This window comes from Actinopolyspora biskrensis, from assembly GCF_013408175.1.
GTDB lineage: Bacteria > Actinomycetota > Actinomycetes > Mycobacteriales > Pseudonocardiaceae > Actinopolyspora > Actinopolyspora biskrensis.
Genome location: NZ_JACBYW010000009.1, coordinates 142,190 through 157,988 on the forward strand (window position 1 = coordinate 142,190; position 15,799 = coordinate 157,988).

A 15,799-nucleotide genomic window follows, 5' to 3' on the forward strand; every position below is an offset into this window, starting at 1 on the left:
GAATCGTTGCCGGGCGGCGCGGCCGCCCGGAAGCCACGGTGCCCCCGGGGACTCCATCCCGAGCGCACCGACCCGCGTCCCGTCCCGGACCGGAGAAGCGGGGCTCGCGTCCCCGATTACAGCCACCGGGCGTTTTCCTCCGGTGAAGCCAGCAGCCCCCGGATCGTGCCCGGCGCGTCGGGTTTGGCGAAGAACCAGCCCTGACCTGTCTCACAGCCGATCTCGCTCATGCGCTCAGCCTGAGCCCGGGTCTCCACCCCTTCCGCGGTGACCGTCAGCCCCAGGGTGTGCGAGAGGTCCACCAGTGTGCCGACGATCCTGGAGTCCACCGGGTCGATGTTCCCGCCGTCGGCGAGGCCCTCCATGAAGGATCCGGCGATCTTTAGTTCGTGGACCGGAAGGTGCTTGAGGTAAGCTAGGTTGGAGTAGCCGGTGCCGAAGTCGTCTATCGCGATGCGGACCCCCATGCGCGCGAGGGCGCGCAGCTTCTCGAGCGGTTCGTCCGCGGTGCTCATGATCGCGCTTTCCGTCAGCTCGAGCTGAAGCATGGCCGGGTCCAGCCCGGTCTCCTCGAGGATCCCGGCCACGTCGGAGACGATGTTGGGGTCCCGGGACTGCCGGACGGCCAGGTTGACGCTCATGAACGGGGCGTCGCGCCCGAACTCGTCCTGCCACGCCTTGGCCTGCCTGCACGCCTCGCGCAGCACCCAGCGGCCGAGCGGGACGATCATCCCGGTCTCCTCGGCGAGTCCGATGAACCGGTCGGGCCCCAGTCTGCCGAGCTCGGGATGCCACCACCGCACCAGTGCCTCCACCCCCGACACCCGGTACTGCCCGAGACCGACCAGGGGCTGGTACTCGACGTAGAACTCGTTGCGCTCCAGGGCCGCCGGCATGGTGGCCGACAGTCTGAACTGGGCGACCTCGCTGGCGTTGCGTTCGGTGTCGAACAGTGCCCACTGGTTCTTGCCCTCGGCCTTGGCCCAGTAGAGCGTGACGTCGGCGTCGCGCATCAGTTCGGAAGCCGTCTGCCCCGTCACGGGGCGTTCCAGGATGCCGATGCTCGCCGACACGGACAGCTCCTGGTTGCCCACCCGTATGGTGGGACTCAGGGTTTCGAGGACCCGGTCGGCCACGTCGATGGCCTGCTGGGTGCCCTGGGAACCCTCTATGAGGATCACGAACTCGTCCCCGCCCATGCGCGCGACCATCCTGTCCGCGCCGTTCACGGTCGCCGCCAGCCGTTGCGCGACCGTGACCAGCAGGTCGTCGCCGACGTGATGGCCGAGACTGTCGTTGATGACCTTGAAGCCGTCCAGGTCCAGGTAGCACAGCGCCACGCGCCTGGGTGCCTCGTCCGGGTCCGGGTCCTCGCGCAGCGCCTCGGTGATGCGTTCGAGGAACAGCGCGCGGTTCGGCAGCCCGGTGAGCGGGTCGTGCAGCGCCTGGTGCCGCAGTCTGTCCTGCAGCCTCTTGCGGTCGGTGACGTCCTCCATCATGGCCACCTGGTACAGCGGCAGGCCGTCCTCGCCGCGCACCAGGGACACGATCAGCTCCGTCCAGGACTTGCTCCCGTCGGGGCGGCTGAACTGCTTCTCCACCCGGTACTGCTCCCGCTCACCGCGGATGAGCTCCTCGTGGGTCCGCCAGATGGAGTCGCTGTCCTCCGGTTCCATGAGGTCGTGGACCATCAGGCCGTTCATCTCCTCGGAGGTGCGTCCGAGGATGCGGCGCAGCGAGGCGTTGGCCTCCAGGATCCGTCCTTCGGTGTCGGCCACGCCGATGCCGATGGCGGCTTCGGAGAAGATGGCCCTGAACCTGGCCTCGCTGGTCCGCAGGGCCTGCTCGACCGAATCGCGGGCGTCCAGGACCGCCTGGCGGATCGCCTCCTGCTCGTCCAGGGTGCGCTTCCGCGCGGCCTGCATGAAGCCCGCGCTTATCGCCGCCTGCACGGCGGAGACACGGGAACGTAGTTCGGGGGTCTCGGTGAGGCCGAACAGCGGAAGCATCCGCTCCCCGACGCACTCCACCGTCCTCGCCAGTGATTCCGCCCCGGTGAAGTGTGCCGACACGAGGTCGGAGCCCACTTCGCGAGCGCCTTCGGTGTTCTGTGGTCGGCCGAGCAACGCATCGGCCAGCCGGGCGGTGTAGCCCTCCAGCTGTTCCTCCACCTCGGCTCCGGTCATCGGGACGTAGCTGGTCCCCACCAGAGCTTGGGTCCAGGCCGCGGCGAAGTCCCGCCTGCGTCCTCCGTCCACATCCGTCACGTCCTGAGCGCTCGATACAGGCGCTGTCCAGCCGGTCATGCCTGCGGCGCCCTCCGCTCGTCGTAGTCGCCCGCGCAAGGTACTCGGGGAGCATACGGCCGATGCCACCCGTCGGTCGAACGCGGAACCTGCTGTCGTCCAGGGTAGCTATCCCCGACGGGTCGGCAGGAGATGCGGACCAAGATCGAAACCGACGTTCATGTCACCCGAACAGGTCGAATTTTGCCGATTGAGCGTTGTCCGTTTTGCCTCGTTGTGGTCAAACGGTAACACGATACCTGGTGGAGGCGGTGAAACGCTCGCTTCGTTCGCCGCGCAACCGACACCCGACAAACGGCAGCCACCGCAGGACCGCGGATGCAGCAGAGCACCGGCACAGGCCGGAACCCGACCATCGACGCAAGGTTTTGTTGTAAGTTCTAAGGGGAAGCGCATGCACCGTTCAGTCAGATCCGGGCGCGCCGGCGCGTTGACCTACGGATTATCAGCGATCTTCAGCGCGGTTCTGCTGCTGAGCGCCTCCGCGCACGCCGCGGGGTCCTCGTCCGCGGGGCGCCAAGTCGGCGATCACTCGATGGGTTCACAGATCCGGAAGCACGAGGAGACGGTCCCCCGAAAGGGGCCGAACCTGCTGAACAACCCGTCCGTGCGCGGCATGGACGTCAGCGGTCACCAGAACAAGGTCGACTGGCGGTACTGGTGGGGAGAGGGAATGCGCTTCGCCTACGTGAAGGCGACCGAGGGAACCGGCTACACCAGCCCGGACTTCAACCACCAGTACGACGGTTCGTACCGGGTGGGCATGATCAGGGGCGCTTATCACTTCGCCCTGCCCGACCGCTCCAGCGGAGCGGTTCAGGCGCGACACTTCGTCCGCAACGGCGGGGGATGGTCCGCCGACGGCAAAACGCTGCCCGGGGCGCTGGACATCGAGTACAACCCGTACGGCCCCACCTGCTACGGGAAGAACCGGGGTCAGATGACCGCCTGGATTCGCGACTTCAGCGACACCTACCGGGAGCTCACCGGCAGGTACCCCACCATCTACACGAGCACTCGCTGGTGGAACGAGTGCGTCGACGGCAAATTCGGTTCGACGAACCCGCTGTGGATCGCGCGGTACAACGACTCCATCGGGGAACTGCCCCACGGCTGGGGGTTCCACACGTTCTGGCAGTACACGTCCTCGCCGCTGGACCAGAACCTGTTCAACGGCACCTACGAACAGCTGAGGAAGCTGGCGCGCGACAACTGATCGACGGATGGGAGACGTGTGATCATCCGGCGAGCTGCGTGGCGACGTTCCGATTCGGCCGGACCGACCGTGCGTCTCCGAAGGGGACGCACGGTCGGTATGCCCCTCGACTCGGAACCTCGGACAGGAGGCTTCGTTCGGCGCGGGCGCTTCAGCCCGAGCAGCGCGTGGATCCCGGCGCGTGACCCGGATGCGTTGCGAGGCGGCAGGGCACGTGGTGCGGCCAGCTACTCGAGGTGCCCTCCGACGCCCCCGAGACACCGGCCCACGTGACGGCCGAGCGGCCCCGCCCACGCGGAGCTCCGTCGCGGGGCGTCAGCCGAACAGGGCGGGCAGGGTTCCCTCCCAGGTGCTGCGCAGTTCGGACAGCGGGATGTCCCCCACTCCCTGTATCTCCAGCGACTGGGACTCGGTGTCGACGACTCCGATCTTCGCGCACGGCAGGCCCCTGGCGGAGCAGAGCTCGGTGAACCGCAGCTCCTCACCGCGCGGGACCGAGACCACGGCCCGCCCGGCCGATTCGGAGAACAGCCACACGAAGGGATCGGCCTCCTCGGGAAGGACGATCCGCGCCCCGGTCTCGCCGATCAGGGACATCTCCACCAGCGCCTGGGCCAATCCGCCCTCGGACAGGTCGTGCGCGGCCGAGACCAGGCCGTCCCGCGAACCGACAGCCAGGATGTCGCCGAGCAGCTTCTCCCGCGCCAGGTCCACGGCGGGCGGCGTCCCACCGAGGTGACCGTGGGTCACACCGGCCCACTCGGAGCCCCCGAACTCCTCGCGGGTGTCGCCGAGCAGCAGCAGCGACTCGCCGGGGGCCGCACCGATCCCAGTGGGAATCCGGCGGGTGACGTCGTCGATCACCCCGAGCACTCCGACCACGGGGGTCGGCAGGATCGGGCTGCTGCCCGTCTGGTTGTAGAAGCTCACGTTGCCGCCGGTCACCGGAATGCCCAGCTCGGCCGAGGCGTCGGCCAGTCCCCGGACCGCCTGCTGGAACTGCCACATCACCGCGGGGTCCTCGGCCGAACCGAAGTTGAGGCAGTTCGTGACCGCGACCGGCTTCGAACCGGTCACCGCGACGTTGCGGTAGGCCTCGGCCAGCGCGAGCTGGGCTCCCCCGTAGGGGTCGAGCCTGGTGTAGCGGGCGTTGCAGTCGGTCGCCACGGCGATGCCGCGTCCGCTCTCCTCGTCGATCCGCAGCACCCCGCCGTCCGAGGGCTGCGCCAGCACGGTGTTGCCGCGAACGTAGTGGTCGTACTGGCTGGTCACCCAGTCGCGGGAGCACAGGTTGGGGGAGGCCGCCATGCGCAGCAGCGTCTCGCGCAGCTCCTCCGCGGTGGAGGGCCGGGCGAGCGTGTCCGGGTTGTCGGCGGTGATCAGGTCCTGCTCGGCAGGACGCTGGAGCGGGCGCTCGTAGACGGGCCCCTCGTCGGCCACCGTCCGGGGCGGGACGTCGACGACGCGCTCCCCCCGCCAGTCGATCCGCAGGTTCTCCCCGTCGGTCACCTCACCGATGACGGTCGCGGTCACGTCCCACTTGCGGCAGACCTCCATGAAGCCTTCCACGTCGGTCGGGCGCACGATCGCGCACATCCGCTCCTGCGACTCGCTGGAGAGGATCTCCGCCGGATTCATCCCCTCCGCGCGCAGCGGCACCTCGTCCAGGTCGATCCACATGCCGCCGTCGCCTGCCGAGGCGAGCTCGGAAGTGGCGCAGGAGAGCCCGGCGCCTCCGAGGTCCTGCACACCGACCACGAGACCGGAGCGGTACAGCTCCAGGCAGCACTCGATGAGCACCTTCTCGGTGAACGGGTCGCCCACCTGCACGCTGGGCAGCTTCTTGCGCCCGCTGCCGGTCTCGTCCCCGCTGAAGGTCTCCGAAGCGAGCACGGAGACCCCGCCGATACCGTCCAAACCGGTGCGCGCGCCGAACAGGATCACCTTGTTGCCCGTGCCGCTGGCGTGGGCCAGCTGCACCTCGTCCGACTTGAGCACCCCGACGCACATGGCGTTGACCAGCGGATTGCTCGCGTAGGACTCGTCGAAGACGACCTCACCGCCGATGTTGGGCAGACCCAGGCAGTTGCCGTAGCCACCGATGCCCTCGACCACCCCGGGAAGCACCCGCGCGGTGTCGGTTGCCTCGGCCGGGCCGAAGCGCAACGGATCGGCCACCGCCACCGGGCGCGCCCCCATCGCCATGATGTCGCGGACGATGCCGCCGACACCGGTCGCCGCGCCCTGGTGCGGCTCGACGTAGGAGGGATGGTTGTGGCTTTCCACCTTGAAGGTGACCGCCCAGCCGTCACCGACATCGACGACCCCGGCGTTCTCCCCGATGCCCGCGATCATCTTGGACCGCATCTGCTCGGTGGTGGCCTCGCCGAAGTACTTCAGGTGAACCTTGGAGGACTTGTAGGAGCAGTGCTCGCTCCACATGACCGAGTACATCGCGAGTTCGGCCTCGGTGGGGCGGCGTCCGAGTATCCCGCGGATGCGCTCGTACTCGTCGTCGGCCAGCCCGAGCTCGCGGTAGGGCTGCGCGGCCTCCGGGGTCCGCGCCGCGTGCTCGGTGCTGTCCACGCGCTCGGAGCCGCCGTCGGCTCGTGCGGCGGATTCGTGGGGGGTTTCGGTCATGCTGGCACCAGGGTGTCGAGAGCGGACAGGAACATGCCGAGGCCGTCGTCGGTGGGCCCGGTGAGCGGGTCGATCGCGTGCTCGGGGTGGGGCATCAGCCCCGCGACCCTGCCCCGCGCGTCGGTGATCCCCGCGATGTCGCGCCGCGAGCCGTTCGGGTTTCCGTCCACGTAGCGGAAAAGCACCCGACCCTCGCCCTCGATCTCGTCGAGTGTGGACTCGTCGGCGACGTAGCAGCCCTCACCGTGCTTGACGGGGATCAGCAGATCGGCGCCGGGCTCGTAGCGGGTGGTCCAGGTGCTCGTGGTGTTCTCCGCACGCAGCCACTGGTCCCGGCAGACGTAGTGCAACCCCTCGTTGCGGGTCAGCACCCCGGGGAGCAGTCCGGCCTCGCAGAGCACCTGGAAGCCGTTGCACACCCCGAGCACCGGCATCCCCCGCTCGGCCGCGCGCACGACCTCGGTCATGACCGGTGCGAACTTGGCGATGGCCCCGCAGCGCAGGTAGTCCCCGTAGCTGAACCCGCCGGGGACGATCACGGCGTCCACACCCCGCAGATCGGCATCGGCGTGCCACAGCGACACGTCGGAGGCCCCGGACCGGCGCACCGCGCGACGGGCGTCCCCGTCGTCCAGCGAGCCGGGGAAGGTGATCACTCCTATCCTGGCCCCCGCCGCGCTCATGATTCCACCCGGCGCACGGCCCAGTCCTCGATCACGGGGTTGGCGAGGAAACTCTCGGCGATCTTGGCGAGCGTCTCGTCGTCGACGTCGTCGGCGACCTCCAGCTCGAACCGCTTTCCCTGGCGAACTTGCGAAATGCCTTCGAAACCCTGGCGGGGCAGCGCGTTGGCCACCGCCTGACCCTGCGGGTCGAGGATCTCCTGCTTCGGCATGACGTCGACAACGACTCGGGCCACGGGCGTCGCTCCCGGAACTTGTGCGGATCCGCCCCCGCGGTACGGCGACGGATGGTCGGCGTTACGGGTAAAGCGTAACTGAGCTGCGAGTTCCCTCCGAGTGGCCGGGGAGACTATGGGGTGTGGGTCACGTCCGGAGTCACCCGATCACGGGGTATCCCACTGGCGGTGCGGCGGAACGGCGACGTGGGGGGTAGGGTGGGAAGTGGTCGTTGTTTCCGAGATCGTGTTTCAACATGCTCGCAGGATTCCGATGCGGGCGAGCTTCCGTCTTTAGTTCAGCTGGAGTAGGTGCCGTCTGAGATCCACGACCCGGGCTTCCACGAGGTGTGGTCGTTCGTTATTCCGGCTCCGAAACAGGAGGTAGAACATGGCACAGGGAACCGTGAAGTGGTTCAACTCGGAAAAGGGCTTCGGCTTCATCGCCCCGGACGAGGGCGGTCCTGACGTTTTCGTGCACTACTCGGCGATCGACGCCGACGGCTTCCGCAGCCTGGACGAGGACCAGCAGGTGACCTACGAGGTCACCCAGGGGCCCAAGGGGCCTCAGGCGGACATGGTGCGCGGACTCTGATTCCGCGTTTCGCGTGACGGTGGCTGCCGGCTCGCTCCGGCAGCCACCGTTCGCCCGGTGAGCGGAGCTCCGCTCACCGCCACGGGCGGGCGTCCTTCCCGCCCGTGGCGCTCTCGAAGGAACGCCGTGGGCCTTTCGACGAGGCCCGGGCGGAGGAAGGAAATTTATCTCCACAACGAAATCACCGTTCTCCGGTGAGCAGCTACGTCGCGACGAGTCGGCGGGGGTCCGCCGACCGGTCTCCTCCGAGCAGTCGCACGGGGTCGACCGACGTGGCGCCCGGCGGAAGCAGTTCCCCCGCCGGCACGATTCCGTGAGCCCGGTCCGGTTCATCGAACCGGAGCCGACCGAGGGCTTCGAGCCGGAACCCGAGGCCGTCGATTACCGGCAGGCCACGAAGGGCGGGCTGAGCAACCCCTTCGAACCAGCTTCCTGAGAACCATTTACGTGGTGAGTCGTGATCGTGACCGGGTAGCCGTCCCGTGAGTCGGCGCCTCGGGAGCGTTGGGACGCTCCCGAGCAGCGACCTGCGCGGCGAGCGGCCCGGCCTCGCGACGGATGCGGCTCACGCACCGGGACCCCCCGGGGGGCTCGGGCCGAAGCTCCCGGAACCTTCGAACGTTTCGCGCGAAACCGCCACTCTGGAATGGCTCCAGAAAGAACGTTTCGCGTGAAACGTCCCCTCGCGCGGCTCGGGCGTCCGAGCCGCCTTCGACTCACGCGGCGTTCTCCGTGCCGTTCCGGCGTACCCGCCCCCGCAGATGGGTTTTGCCCGCGGTCGAGTGCAGCGCGAACGACTTCTCCGCCGAGTCCGGGGCTCCTCGCTCGGTGAACTCCACCCGTGAGGGCAGCAGCACCGGCTTGGCGAACTCGACGTCCACGGTGCAGGCCGCGGGCAGGCGTCCCTCGAAAGCCGCGAGGCAGCGCGCCGCGGACCACATGCCGTGAGCGATCGCCCGGGGAAAACCGAACGCCTTCGCCGCGAGCGGACGCAGGTGTATCGGATTGCGGTCCCCGGACACCGCGGCGTAGCGCCTGCCCAGGTCACCGGGCAGTTTCCAGCTCGCGGTCGGCCGTCCCGCCTCGACCTCGGCGATGCCCTCCTGCCGGGGGGCCGAATCGTTCTCGGGACCCCGGTGCAGGTAGGTGCTGGTCTCGGTCCACACGGTGCGCCCGCCGACACCGGTCTCGGTGACCACGTCGAACTGGGTCCCCTTCGGGTGCGGACGTGGACCGGCCAACCGCACCCGCTGGGTCAGCGTGTCGGTCACCAGCAGCGGCTCGTGCCTGGTGATGCTGTTGGCCACGTGGACCAGACCGACCAGCGGGAACGGGAAGCCCCGGTCGGTCATCAGGCGGACCGCGAGCGGGAACGAGGTGACGTGCGGGTAGGTGAGCGGCAGCTCGTCCCGGGTGCCGAATCCGCAGATCCGGTTGTAGTCGGCCAGGTGTTCGCTGTCGACGGGGACGTCGGAGCGGACGTACTCGGTGTCCGGCAGTTCCGCTCTCGCCGGGTCACCACGGCGCAGCGGGGCCGTGGCCGCGGCCTTCAGGTACAGCGGGCCGAGTTTCGGGGTCTCGGTGAGTTCTGCTGTAGACATCGTCGGTTTCGCCTTCCCGTTGGGGAGTGCTCGGATTGGTTGGCGTGGCGGCGCGGGTGGGAGAACCTCAGCCGGGGTCTCGCTGCGGGATCCCCGACATCGGGTAGGCACCTACACAACGTCGGGGCTGTCGCTCACGCGACCCGCAGCTGAGAACCTCCGGCGGTGCCGGGGTGCAGGTGGACGCAAGCGGCTCTGCCACTTACCTGAATGCTGACCCGACCGAGTGAGTCACCGCCCAACCCGTGGACACTCTTCAGAGGGGTTTCGCCGTTTCCTCCTGCCTTTCCCGGTCAGGCGCCCAACATGCTCTGCCCGCACACCCGGATCACGTTGCCGTTCACCCCGTCGGAGCCGGGATCGGCGTAGAAGGCGACCGTCTCGGCCACGTCGACCGGCAGCCCGCCCTGCGCGAGACTGTTCATCCGCCTGCCCGCCTCGCGGATCGCCAGCGGAACGGCTGCCGTCATCGCGGTCTCGATGAAACCGGGCGCCACGGCGTTGATCGTCACGCCGCGTTCGGCCGCGCGGTCCGCGAGTGCCTGCACGTGGCCGATCACCCCGGCCTTCGAGGTGGCGTAGTTCGCCTGGCCGACGTTGCCGGCTATACCGCTTATCGAGGCCACGCCGATGAGCCTTCCGCCCCGGCGCAGCGGTGAGGAATCCGCGAGCAGCGCGGCGTTGAGGCGTTCCTGCGCGGCCAGGTTGACCGTGAGCACCGGATCCCACTTGTCCTCGCTCATGCGTCCGATGGTCTTGTCCCGGGTTATGCCCGCGTTGTGCACCACGATGTCGAGGCCCTCGTGGCGTTCGGCGAAGTGCTCGACGACGCGCTGCGGGGCGTCCTGCGCGGTGATGTCGAGCTGCAGCGCCGAACCGCCGACCCGGTTGGCCACCTTCGTCAGGTCCTCGCCCTGGGCGGGGACGTCCAGGCACACCACGTGGGCCCCGTCGCGGGCGAGGGTCTCCGCGATCGAAGCCCCTATGCCGCGGGAAGCGCCGGTGACCAGCGCGACCTTCTCGCGCAGCGGTTGCTGCCCGTCGGCCTGTCCGGCCCGCCGCGCTCCGACGCGGATCACCTGTCCGGAGACGAAGGCCGACTTGGCGGAGAGCAGGAAGCGCACGGTGGAGTCCACGGACTGCTCCCCGCCGCGCGAGACGTACACGAGCTGGGCGGTCGAGCCCCCCTTGAGTTCCTTGCCCGCCGTCCGCACGAAGCCTTCCAGCGCGCGCTGTGCGGTTCGCTCCGCCGGGTCCTCGATCTCCTCGGGCGGGGTGCCGAGCACGATCAGCCTCCCGCAGCGGGCCGTCCGGCGGATCACCGGGGAGAAGAAGTCGCGCAGCTGTCCCAGCCGGGTGCTGCTCTCGATTCCGGTGGCGTCGAAGACCAGACCGGCGTAGCGCTCGTCCTCCGCCGGGGTCTCGTGGACCTCCGCGTGCACCGCCTCGAGGGTCCGCGCGAGAGGGGCGCCGAGCCGGGAGCCCTCGGCCGCGCCGACGAGTACCGGGCCGGAGACGACCGGATCGCCGGGACGGTACCTGCGCAGCGGGGTCGGGGTGGGCAGCCCGAGGCGTCCGGCCATTCGCCGTCCGAACTGCGAGGAGACGAGCTTGCTGTACGGGTCCGCCATGACTGAGACTCCTCAACGCGCGTGGTCCAGCACTCGACGCACAAGCTACCCGTCGGTAGGTTAAGTTGCCAGCCAGGATGGGCACCATCCTGGTGTCGGTATCCGTTGACCAGCTTCCGCGAAGGAGTCGGGCATGTCCACAACTCGCCGGGTCGCCATCGTCGGAGGGAACCGGATCCCGTTCGCACGAGCGGGCGGCCCGTACGCGCACGCGTCCAACCAGGACATGCTCACGGCGGCCCTCGACGGGCTGCTTGCACGCCACGGGCTGTCCGGGCAGCGGGTCGGGGAGTTCGTGGCGGGAGCCGTGCTCAAGCACAGCCGTGATTTCAACCTCGCCCGCGAGGTCGTGCTCGGCTCGGGGCTCGACCCGCGCACACCCGCGCACGACGTCCAGATGGCCTGCGCGACCGGGTTGGAATCCGTCGTCTCGATCGCCAACAAGATCGCGCTCGGACAACTCGAGTCGGGAATAGCCGGGGGCGTGGACTCGGCGAGCGACGCGCCGATAGAGCTCAACGACGAGCTGCGCCGGGTGCTGCTGCGCGCCAACCACGCCAAGGGCCCCGGCGGAAAGCTACGCGCGCTGAGCGGGGTGCGCCCCCAGCACGTCGTTCCGGGGATCCCGCGCAACGCGGAACCGCGCACCGGCCTCTCGATGGGCGAGCACGCCGCGAAGACGGCCGCCGCCTGGCAGGTGGGGCGCGCGGAGCAGGACGAGCTCGCGGCCCGCAGCCACCAGCGCCTCGCGGCCGCCTACGACCGGGGCTTCTTCGACGACCTGATCACTCCCTTCCAGGGGCTGTCCCGCGACCAGAACCTGCGTCCGGACTCCTCGGAGGAGAAGCTGGCCAAGCTCGAACCGGTGTTCGGACGCGGGGAGCAGGCCACCATGACGGCGGGCAACTCCACCCCGCTCTCCGACGGGGCGTCCACGGTGCTGCTGGCCAGCGAGGAGTGGGCGAACCACCACCGACTGCCCGTGCTCGCCTACCTCGAGGACTTCGTCTCCGGGGCCGTGGACTACGTCAGCGGTGACGAGGGGCTGCTGATGGCTCCCACGTACGCGGTTCCCGAGCTGCTGGACCGCGCGGGCAACACGCTCGACCAGTTCGACTTCTACGAGATGCACGAGGCCTTCGCCTCGCAGGTGCTGTGCACGCTCAAGGCCTGGCAGGACCGGGAGTTCTGCTCCCGGCGTCTCGGCAGGAGCGAGCCGCTGGGCGAGCTCGACACCGACCGGTTGAACGTGAACGGTTCCTCGCTGGCCGCGGGCCACCCCTTCGCGGCCACGGGCGGACGAATCGTCGCGACACTGGCCAAGCTGCTGGCCGAGAGCGGTTCCGGGCGCGGGTTGATCTCGATCTGTGCCGCGGGCGGCCAGGGGGTCACCGCGATCGTCGCACGTTAGGTGCGGGTCGGCGGCTCGGTTTGCTTGGTGGGTTGCGTGGCGGAACCTCTCGCGAGCTCTCGCTCCGGGGAGGCCCGACATCGGGTAGGCACCTACACCACGTCGGGCCTTCCGCGCGAGAGCACCACGGGAGAACCCGCGGCGGTGCCGATTGCCCAGGCTCGTAAGCGCTCGGGTTGGGGGCTGAGGCTTTTCGGCGGTGCCGGTAGCTCGGGCTCGGAAGCGCTCGCTTCGGTGGCCCTGATCGGAGGTTCCTGGCTGGATCTCGGCTGCTCGCTCCGAGGCGGCGCTGATCAGCCCACTGTGGTCGGCCTTGGCGAGGTCGTGCGGGACGCTCGCGACGGTTCACCCTTTTTGTCCTTTCCGGGAATGCGCGCTCGTCCTGGTCTTGTCCGCCCCGGGCGGTGGTGAGAGCCCGCGTGGCGGGGTCTCGTGATCGCCGGGAGCGACGCAACGGGCAGGATCGAACACGGTCGGTGCCAGTTGTTCGGAGTGCTCGCCGCGGCGTTGCACGCACGATCAATAATGTGACGTAGATCACTTCATGTCGAAGGTGTAACGCTTTGATGTACAGGCACGATGAACGGGGTGACTCCGTGATGCTGTCGGACCCCCGACCTGGCAGCATCACGGGGTTTCCACAACTCCCTTGTCCATTCTTCGGTCGACGTTGGATGGGCATTTCGAAACTTCCTCGCCCAACGGGTGGTTTCCACGCCGCCGGACGAGGTGTCTCTTCGTCGCGCGAGCGACGAGTCCGATAACCGGTGTCCCCTGTGCTGCAGGGCGATGCCGCGGCCCAAGCTTTACTACCGCGGGTGATCAATTGATCACTTGCGGTCTCGGACAGCCCTAAGGAGAGGCACCATGAACACCGCGATTGTGATGATGGGCGCGCTGCTGCCCATCTTGGCGGCCAGCGTGTTCTATGTGAGCGATCGCCGAGTGTCCCCCCAGGGCAACCGCCCTTCCCCGATGACGGGCGGGGCGAGCTCGGAAGGGATTTCCGGCTCCGGTGATCCCGTCCTGGAGACGGCGGGCGAGCCGGGAACGGTGGGGGAGACGGTCGGAGCCGAGCGATACTGAACGATACGGCCGTTCGGCGGCCCGAGCCGGACGAAGAACGGCTCAGGATGGTTTTCGCGAATCGGGACCTGCCGTGCTCCCCGGTTCGGGAGCACGGTGGCGTCCAGGTGAATTAATTTTCGCTGAGAATCAATTTCGAAATTCCTTAGAATTCTCTGAAATCTCGGTTTCCCGGGTGACGTGAGCGCGCCCGCCCGACCGGCGTGCTCCGCGGCGCCGGAACCGTCCCGCACCGGGATGTTCACCCCGCCTCCGAGCCCTCCGGTTCGGACTCCTGCCGGCCGAGCATCGCGAGGAACACGCAGCGGGCGGTGATGACCAGGGGCACGGCCAGCAGCGCCCCGACCACCCCGGCCACGAGTCCGCCCGCGGTCACGGCGAGCACGACGATCAGCGGGTGTACCCGGGCCGCGTCCCCGACCAACCACGGTTGCAGCACGTTGCCCTCCAACTGCTGGACCACCACCACGATGGCCAGCACGACGGCCGCCGTGATCAGCCCCTTGCTCACCAGCGTGATCAGCACCGCGACGATCCCGGAGACCAGCGCCCCGAGTATCGGCAGGAACCCCCCGAGGAAGACCAGCGCGGTCAGCGGCCCGGCCAGCGGAACGCCGAGGACGAACAGCCCCACCCCGATCCCGGTGGCATCGGCGATCGCGACCACGGTGGTGGCACGTGTGTAGGCGACCAGCGAGCGGAAGACGTCCCGCCCCGCCCCGGCGACGCGCTCCCGGTGCCGTTCCGGCAGCACCCCGCAGGTCCTGCTCCACATGCGCTCGCCCTCGTACAGGAAGAACACGAGGGAGAACACCACGAGCAGCGCGCCGGTGAGCAGCGATCCGAGGGTGAATACGGTCGACATCACCCCCTGCGTCAGTTGCTGCCGGTTGTGCTGCAACCAGCCCAGCGCCTCCTGCCGCATCCAGCCGATCCGCTCCGGAGCCAGCCCGAGCGGGCCGTGCACGGTCCACTCGTGCAGGGAACGCACCACCGTGGTCAACTGGCGGAGCAGGTCGGGCAGCCCGGCCAGGAACGACATCACGACGAAGCCGAGCACGCCGCCCACCAGGGCCAGCCCACCCAGCAGCACCGTCACCGCGGCCAGCCACCGCGGCCAACCCCGGTCGCGCAGCTGCCGCACCAAGGGCCCGAGCAGGGCGGCCAGCAGGATCGCGACGGCCACGGGCACGAGGATTCCCGTGACCTGGCTCCCCGCCTTGAACAGCGCCCAGAGCGCGAGCGCGATCAGCAGCCACCGCATCGACCACGTGGCGACCAGGGCGAAGCCCCGCTCCGCCCCGGTCCGGTCGTCGCCTCCCGAAGAATCGATCATCCGATTCGGAGTACCCGCCTCCCGCTGAACGGAAACGGGCTCGACCGGAGACCGCCCGGAAGCGCCGCGCACCGGCCGGCGGACCGGTGCCCGGCGGGCGTCACGGCGCGGCGGAACGCAGGGCGGGAAGCAGCTCGTTGCTCGCGAACGCGAAGAACCCGGCCGGGTCCTTGTCGACGCCCACCTGCACCAGCGCCACGTCGGTGAAGCCCGCCTGCCAGAAGGCGGACACCGACTTCACGATCGGCTCCACGTCCGGACCGCACGGGATCGCGGCGGCCACGTCCTCCGGACGCACGTACTGGGTGGCCGCGGCGAAGGACTGGGGGCTCGGCAGTTCGGAGTTGACCTTCCACCCGCCCGCGAACCAGCTGAACTGCTCGTGGGCCCGCTCCGTGGCGGCGGCGCGGTCGGGATCCCAGCAGATGGGCAGCTGGCCGATCTTGCGGTCGCCCGAGCCGCCGGAGGCCTGCTCCCACTCGCGGCAGAACGACTCCTGCGGTTCCACCGCGATCATCGCGTCGGAGACCGGCGCGAACCGCCTCACCGACTGCGAGCCCGAGACGGCTGTGCCGATGGGGACCCGCCTGTCCGGCAGGTCCCACAGCTTCGCGGAGTCCACCCGGTAGTGCTCGCCGAGGTAGTCGAGGCTGCCGCCGTCGAACAACGCGGAAATGATCTCCAGGGCCTCCGAGAGCATCTCGTGGCGCACGTTCACCGGTGGCCACCCGCGTCCGAGGAGGTGCTCGTTGAGGTTCTCGCCCGCACCCAGACCGAGCAGGAACCGGTCCCTGGACAGCAGCCCGACGGTGGCGGCCTTCTGGGCCACCACGGCCGGGTGGTAGCGCATGGTCGGTGCCGTCACGTAGGTCATCAGCTCGACATCGCTGGTCACCTGGGCCACCGCGCCCAGAACGCTCCAGGCGTAGGGCGAGTGTCCCTGCGGCGTCAGCCAGGGGAAGGTGTGATCGCTGATCACCTCGAAGTCGAACCCCGCCCGCTCCGCCGACGCCGAGTGCTCCACCAGCGACCGCGGACCGGACTGCTCGGTCAACAGCGTGTAGCCGATTCCGACCATG

Annotated in this window: 13 protein-coding genes; 5 read left to right on the forward strand and 8 right to left on the reverse strand. The window is 69.1% G+C overall.

Features of this window, described 5'->3' with window-relative positions:
• Window positions 1-116 precede the first annotated feature (116 nt).
• Entirely contained in the window at window positions 117-2,306 is a 2,190-nt protein-coding gene (locus tag FHR84_RS20400) for an EAL domain-containing protein (RefSeq protein ID WP_179537147.1), read from the reverse strand.
• A gap of 394 nt (window positions 2,307-2,700) precedes the next feature.
• Between FHR84_RS20400 and FHR84_RS20405 the strand changes: the two genes are divergently transcribed.
• Entirely contained in the window at window positions 2,701-3,522 is an 822-nt protein-coding gene (locus FHR84_RS20405; protein WP_179537148.1) for a lysozyme, read from the forward strand.
• A gap of 315 nt (window positions 3,523-3,837) precedes the next feature.
• Here FHR84_RS20405 and purL read toward each other — a convergent pair whose 3' ends face one another.
• From purL to purS, 3 genes are read right to left on the reverse strand one after another with little or no spacing between them, the layout of a single operon-like run.
• Window positions 3,838-6,162, reverse strand: a complete 2,325-nt coding sequence (gene purL, locus FHR84_RS20410) for a phosphoribosylformylglycinamidine synthase subunit PurL (RefSeq protein WP_179537149.1) — start codon at window positions 6,160-6,162, stop codon at window positions 3,838-3,840.
• Entirely contained in the window at window positions 6,159-6,845 is a 687-nt protein-coding gene (gene purQ / locus FHR84_RS20415) for a phosphoribosylformylglycinamidine synthase subunit PurQ (RefSeq protein WP_179537150.1), read from the reverse strand. Before purQ ends, purL begins: the two co-directional genes overlap by 4 nt.
• Window positions 6,842-7,081 carry a phosphoribosylformylglycinamidine synthase subunit PurS gene (gene purS / locus FHR84_RS20420; protein ID WP_179537151.1) on the reverse strand — a complete coding sequence of 80 codons (240 nt, stop codon included), beginning with the start codon at window positions 7,079-7,081 and terminating at the stop codon, window positions 6,842-6,844. Before purS ends, purQ begins: the two co-directional genes overlap by 4 nt.
• Before the next feature lie 370 nt (window positions 7,082-7,451).
• Between purS and FHR84_RS20425 the strand changes: the two genes are divergently transcribed.
• Window positions 7,452-7,655, forward strand: a complete 204-nt coding sequence (locus FHR84_RS20425; RefSeq protein WP_017972566.1) for a cold-shock protein — start codon at window positions 7,452-7,454, stop codon at window positions 7,653-7,655.
• 313 nt (window positions 7,656-7,968) lie between these two features.
• Window positions 7,969-8,091 (forward strand): hypothetical protein, encoded by a 123-nt coding sequence (locus FHR84_RS23020; protein ID WP_281361440.1) that lies wholly within the window; start codon window positions 7,969-7,971, stop codon window positions 8,089-8,091.
• A gap of 280 nt (window positions 8,092-8,371) precedes the next feature.
• Here the strand turns inward: FHR84_RS23020 and FHR84_RS20430 are convergent, their stop codons facing one another.
• Window positions 8,372-9,256: a MaoC family dehydratase gene (locus FHR84_RS20430; RefSeq protein ID WP_179537152.1), complete on the reverse strand. Its 885-nt coding sequence runs from the start codon at window positions 9,254-9,256 to the stop codon at window positions 8,372-8,374.
• Between the two features lie 293 nt (window positions 9,257-9,549).
• Complete coding sequence (locus tag FHR84_RS20435) at window positions 9,550-10,887, reverse strand: 3-oxoacyl-ACP reductase (protein ID WP_179537153.1); 1,338 nt, start codon at window positions 10,885-10,887, stop codon at window positions 9,550-9,552.
• Window positions 10,888-11,020: 133 nt separating this feature from the next.
• Here FHR84_RS20435 and FHR84_RS20440 point away from each other — a divergent pair, with 133 nt between their 5' ends.
• Window positions 11,021-12,298 (forward strand): acetyl-CoA C-acetyltransferase, encoded by a 1,278-nt coding sequence (locus FHR84_RS20440; protein ID WP_179537154.1) that lies wholly within the window; start codon window positions 11,021-11,023, stop codon window positions 12,296-12,298.
• Window positions 12,299-13,165: 867 nt separating this feature from the next.
• A complete protein-coding gene (locus FHR84_RS20445) occupies window positions 13,166-13,384 on the forward strand; it encodes a hypothetical protein (protein WP_179537155.1) in 219 nt (72 codons plus the stop codon).
• Window positions 13,385-13,625: 241 nt separating this feature from the next.
• Here FHR84_RS20445 and FHR84_RS20450 read toward each other — a convergent pair whose 3' ends face one another.
• Both FHR84_RS20450 and FHR84_RS20455 read right to left on the reverse strand, forming a co-directional pair.
• On the reverse strand, window positions 13,626-14,720 hold the full coding sequence (locus FHR84_RS20450) for an AI-2E family transporter (RefSeq protein ID WP_179537156.1): 1,095 nt from the start codon (window positions 14,718-14,720) through the stop codon (window positions 13,626-13,628).
• Window positions 14,721-14,820: 100 nt separating this feature from the next.
• Window positions 14,821-15,798 carry a TIGR03557 family F420-dependent LLM class oxidoreductase gene (locus FHR84_RS20455; RefSeq protein WP_179537157.1) on the reverse strand — a complete coding sequence of 326 codons (978 nt, stop codon included), beginning with the start codon at window positions 15,796-15,798 and terminating at the stop codon, window positions 14,821-14,823.
• Window position 15,799 lies beyond the last annotated feature (1 nt).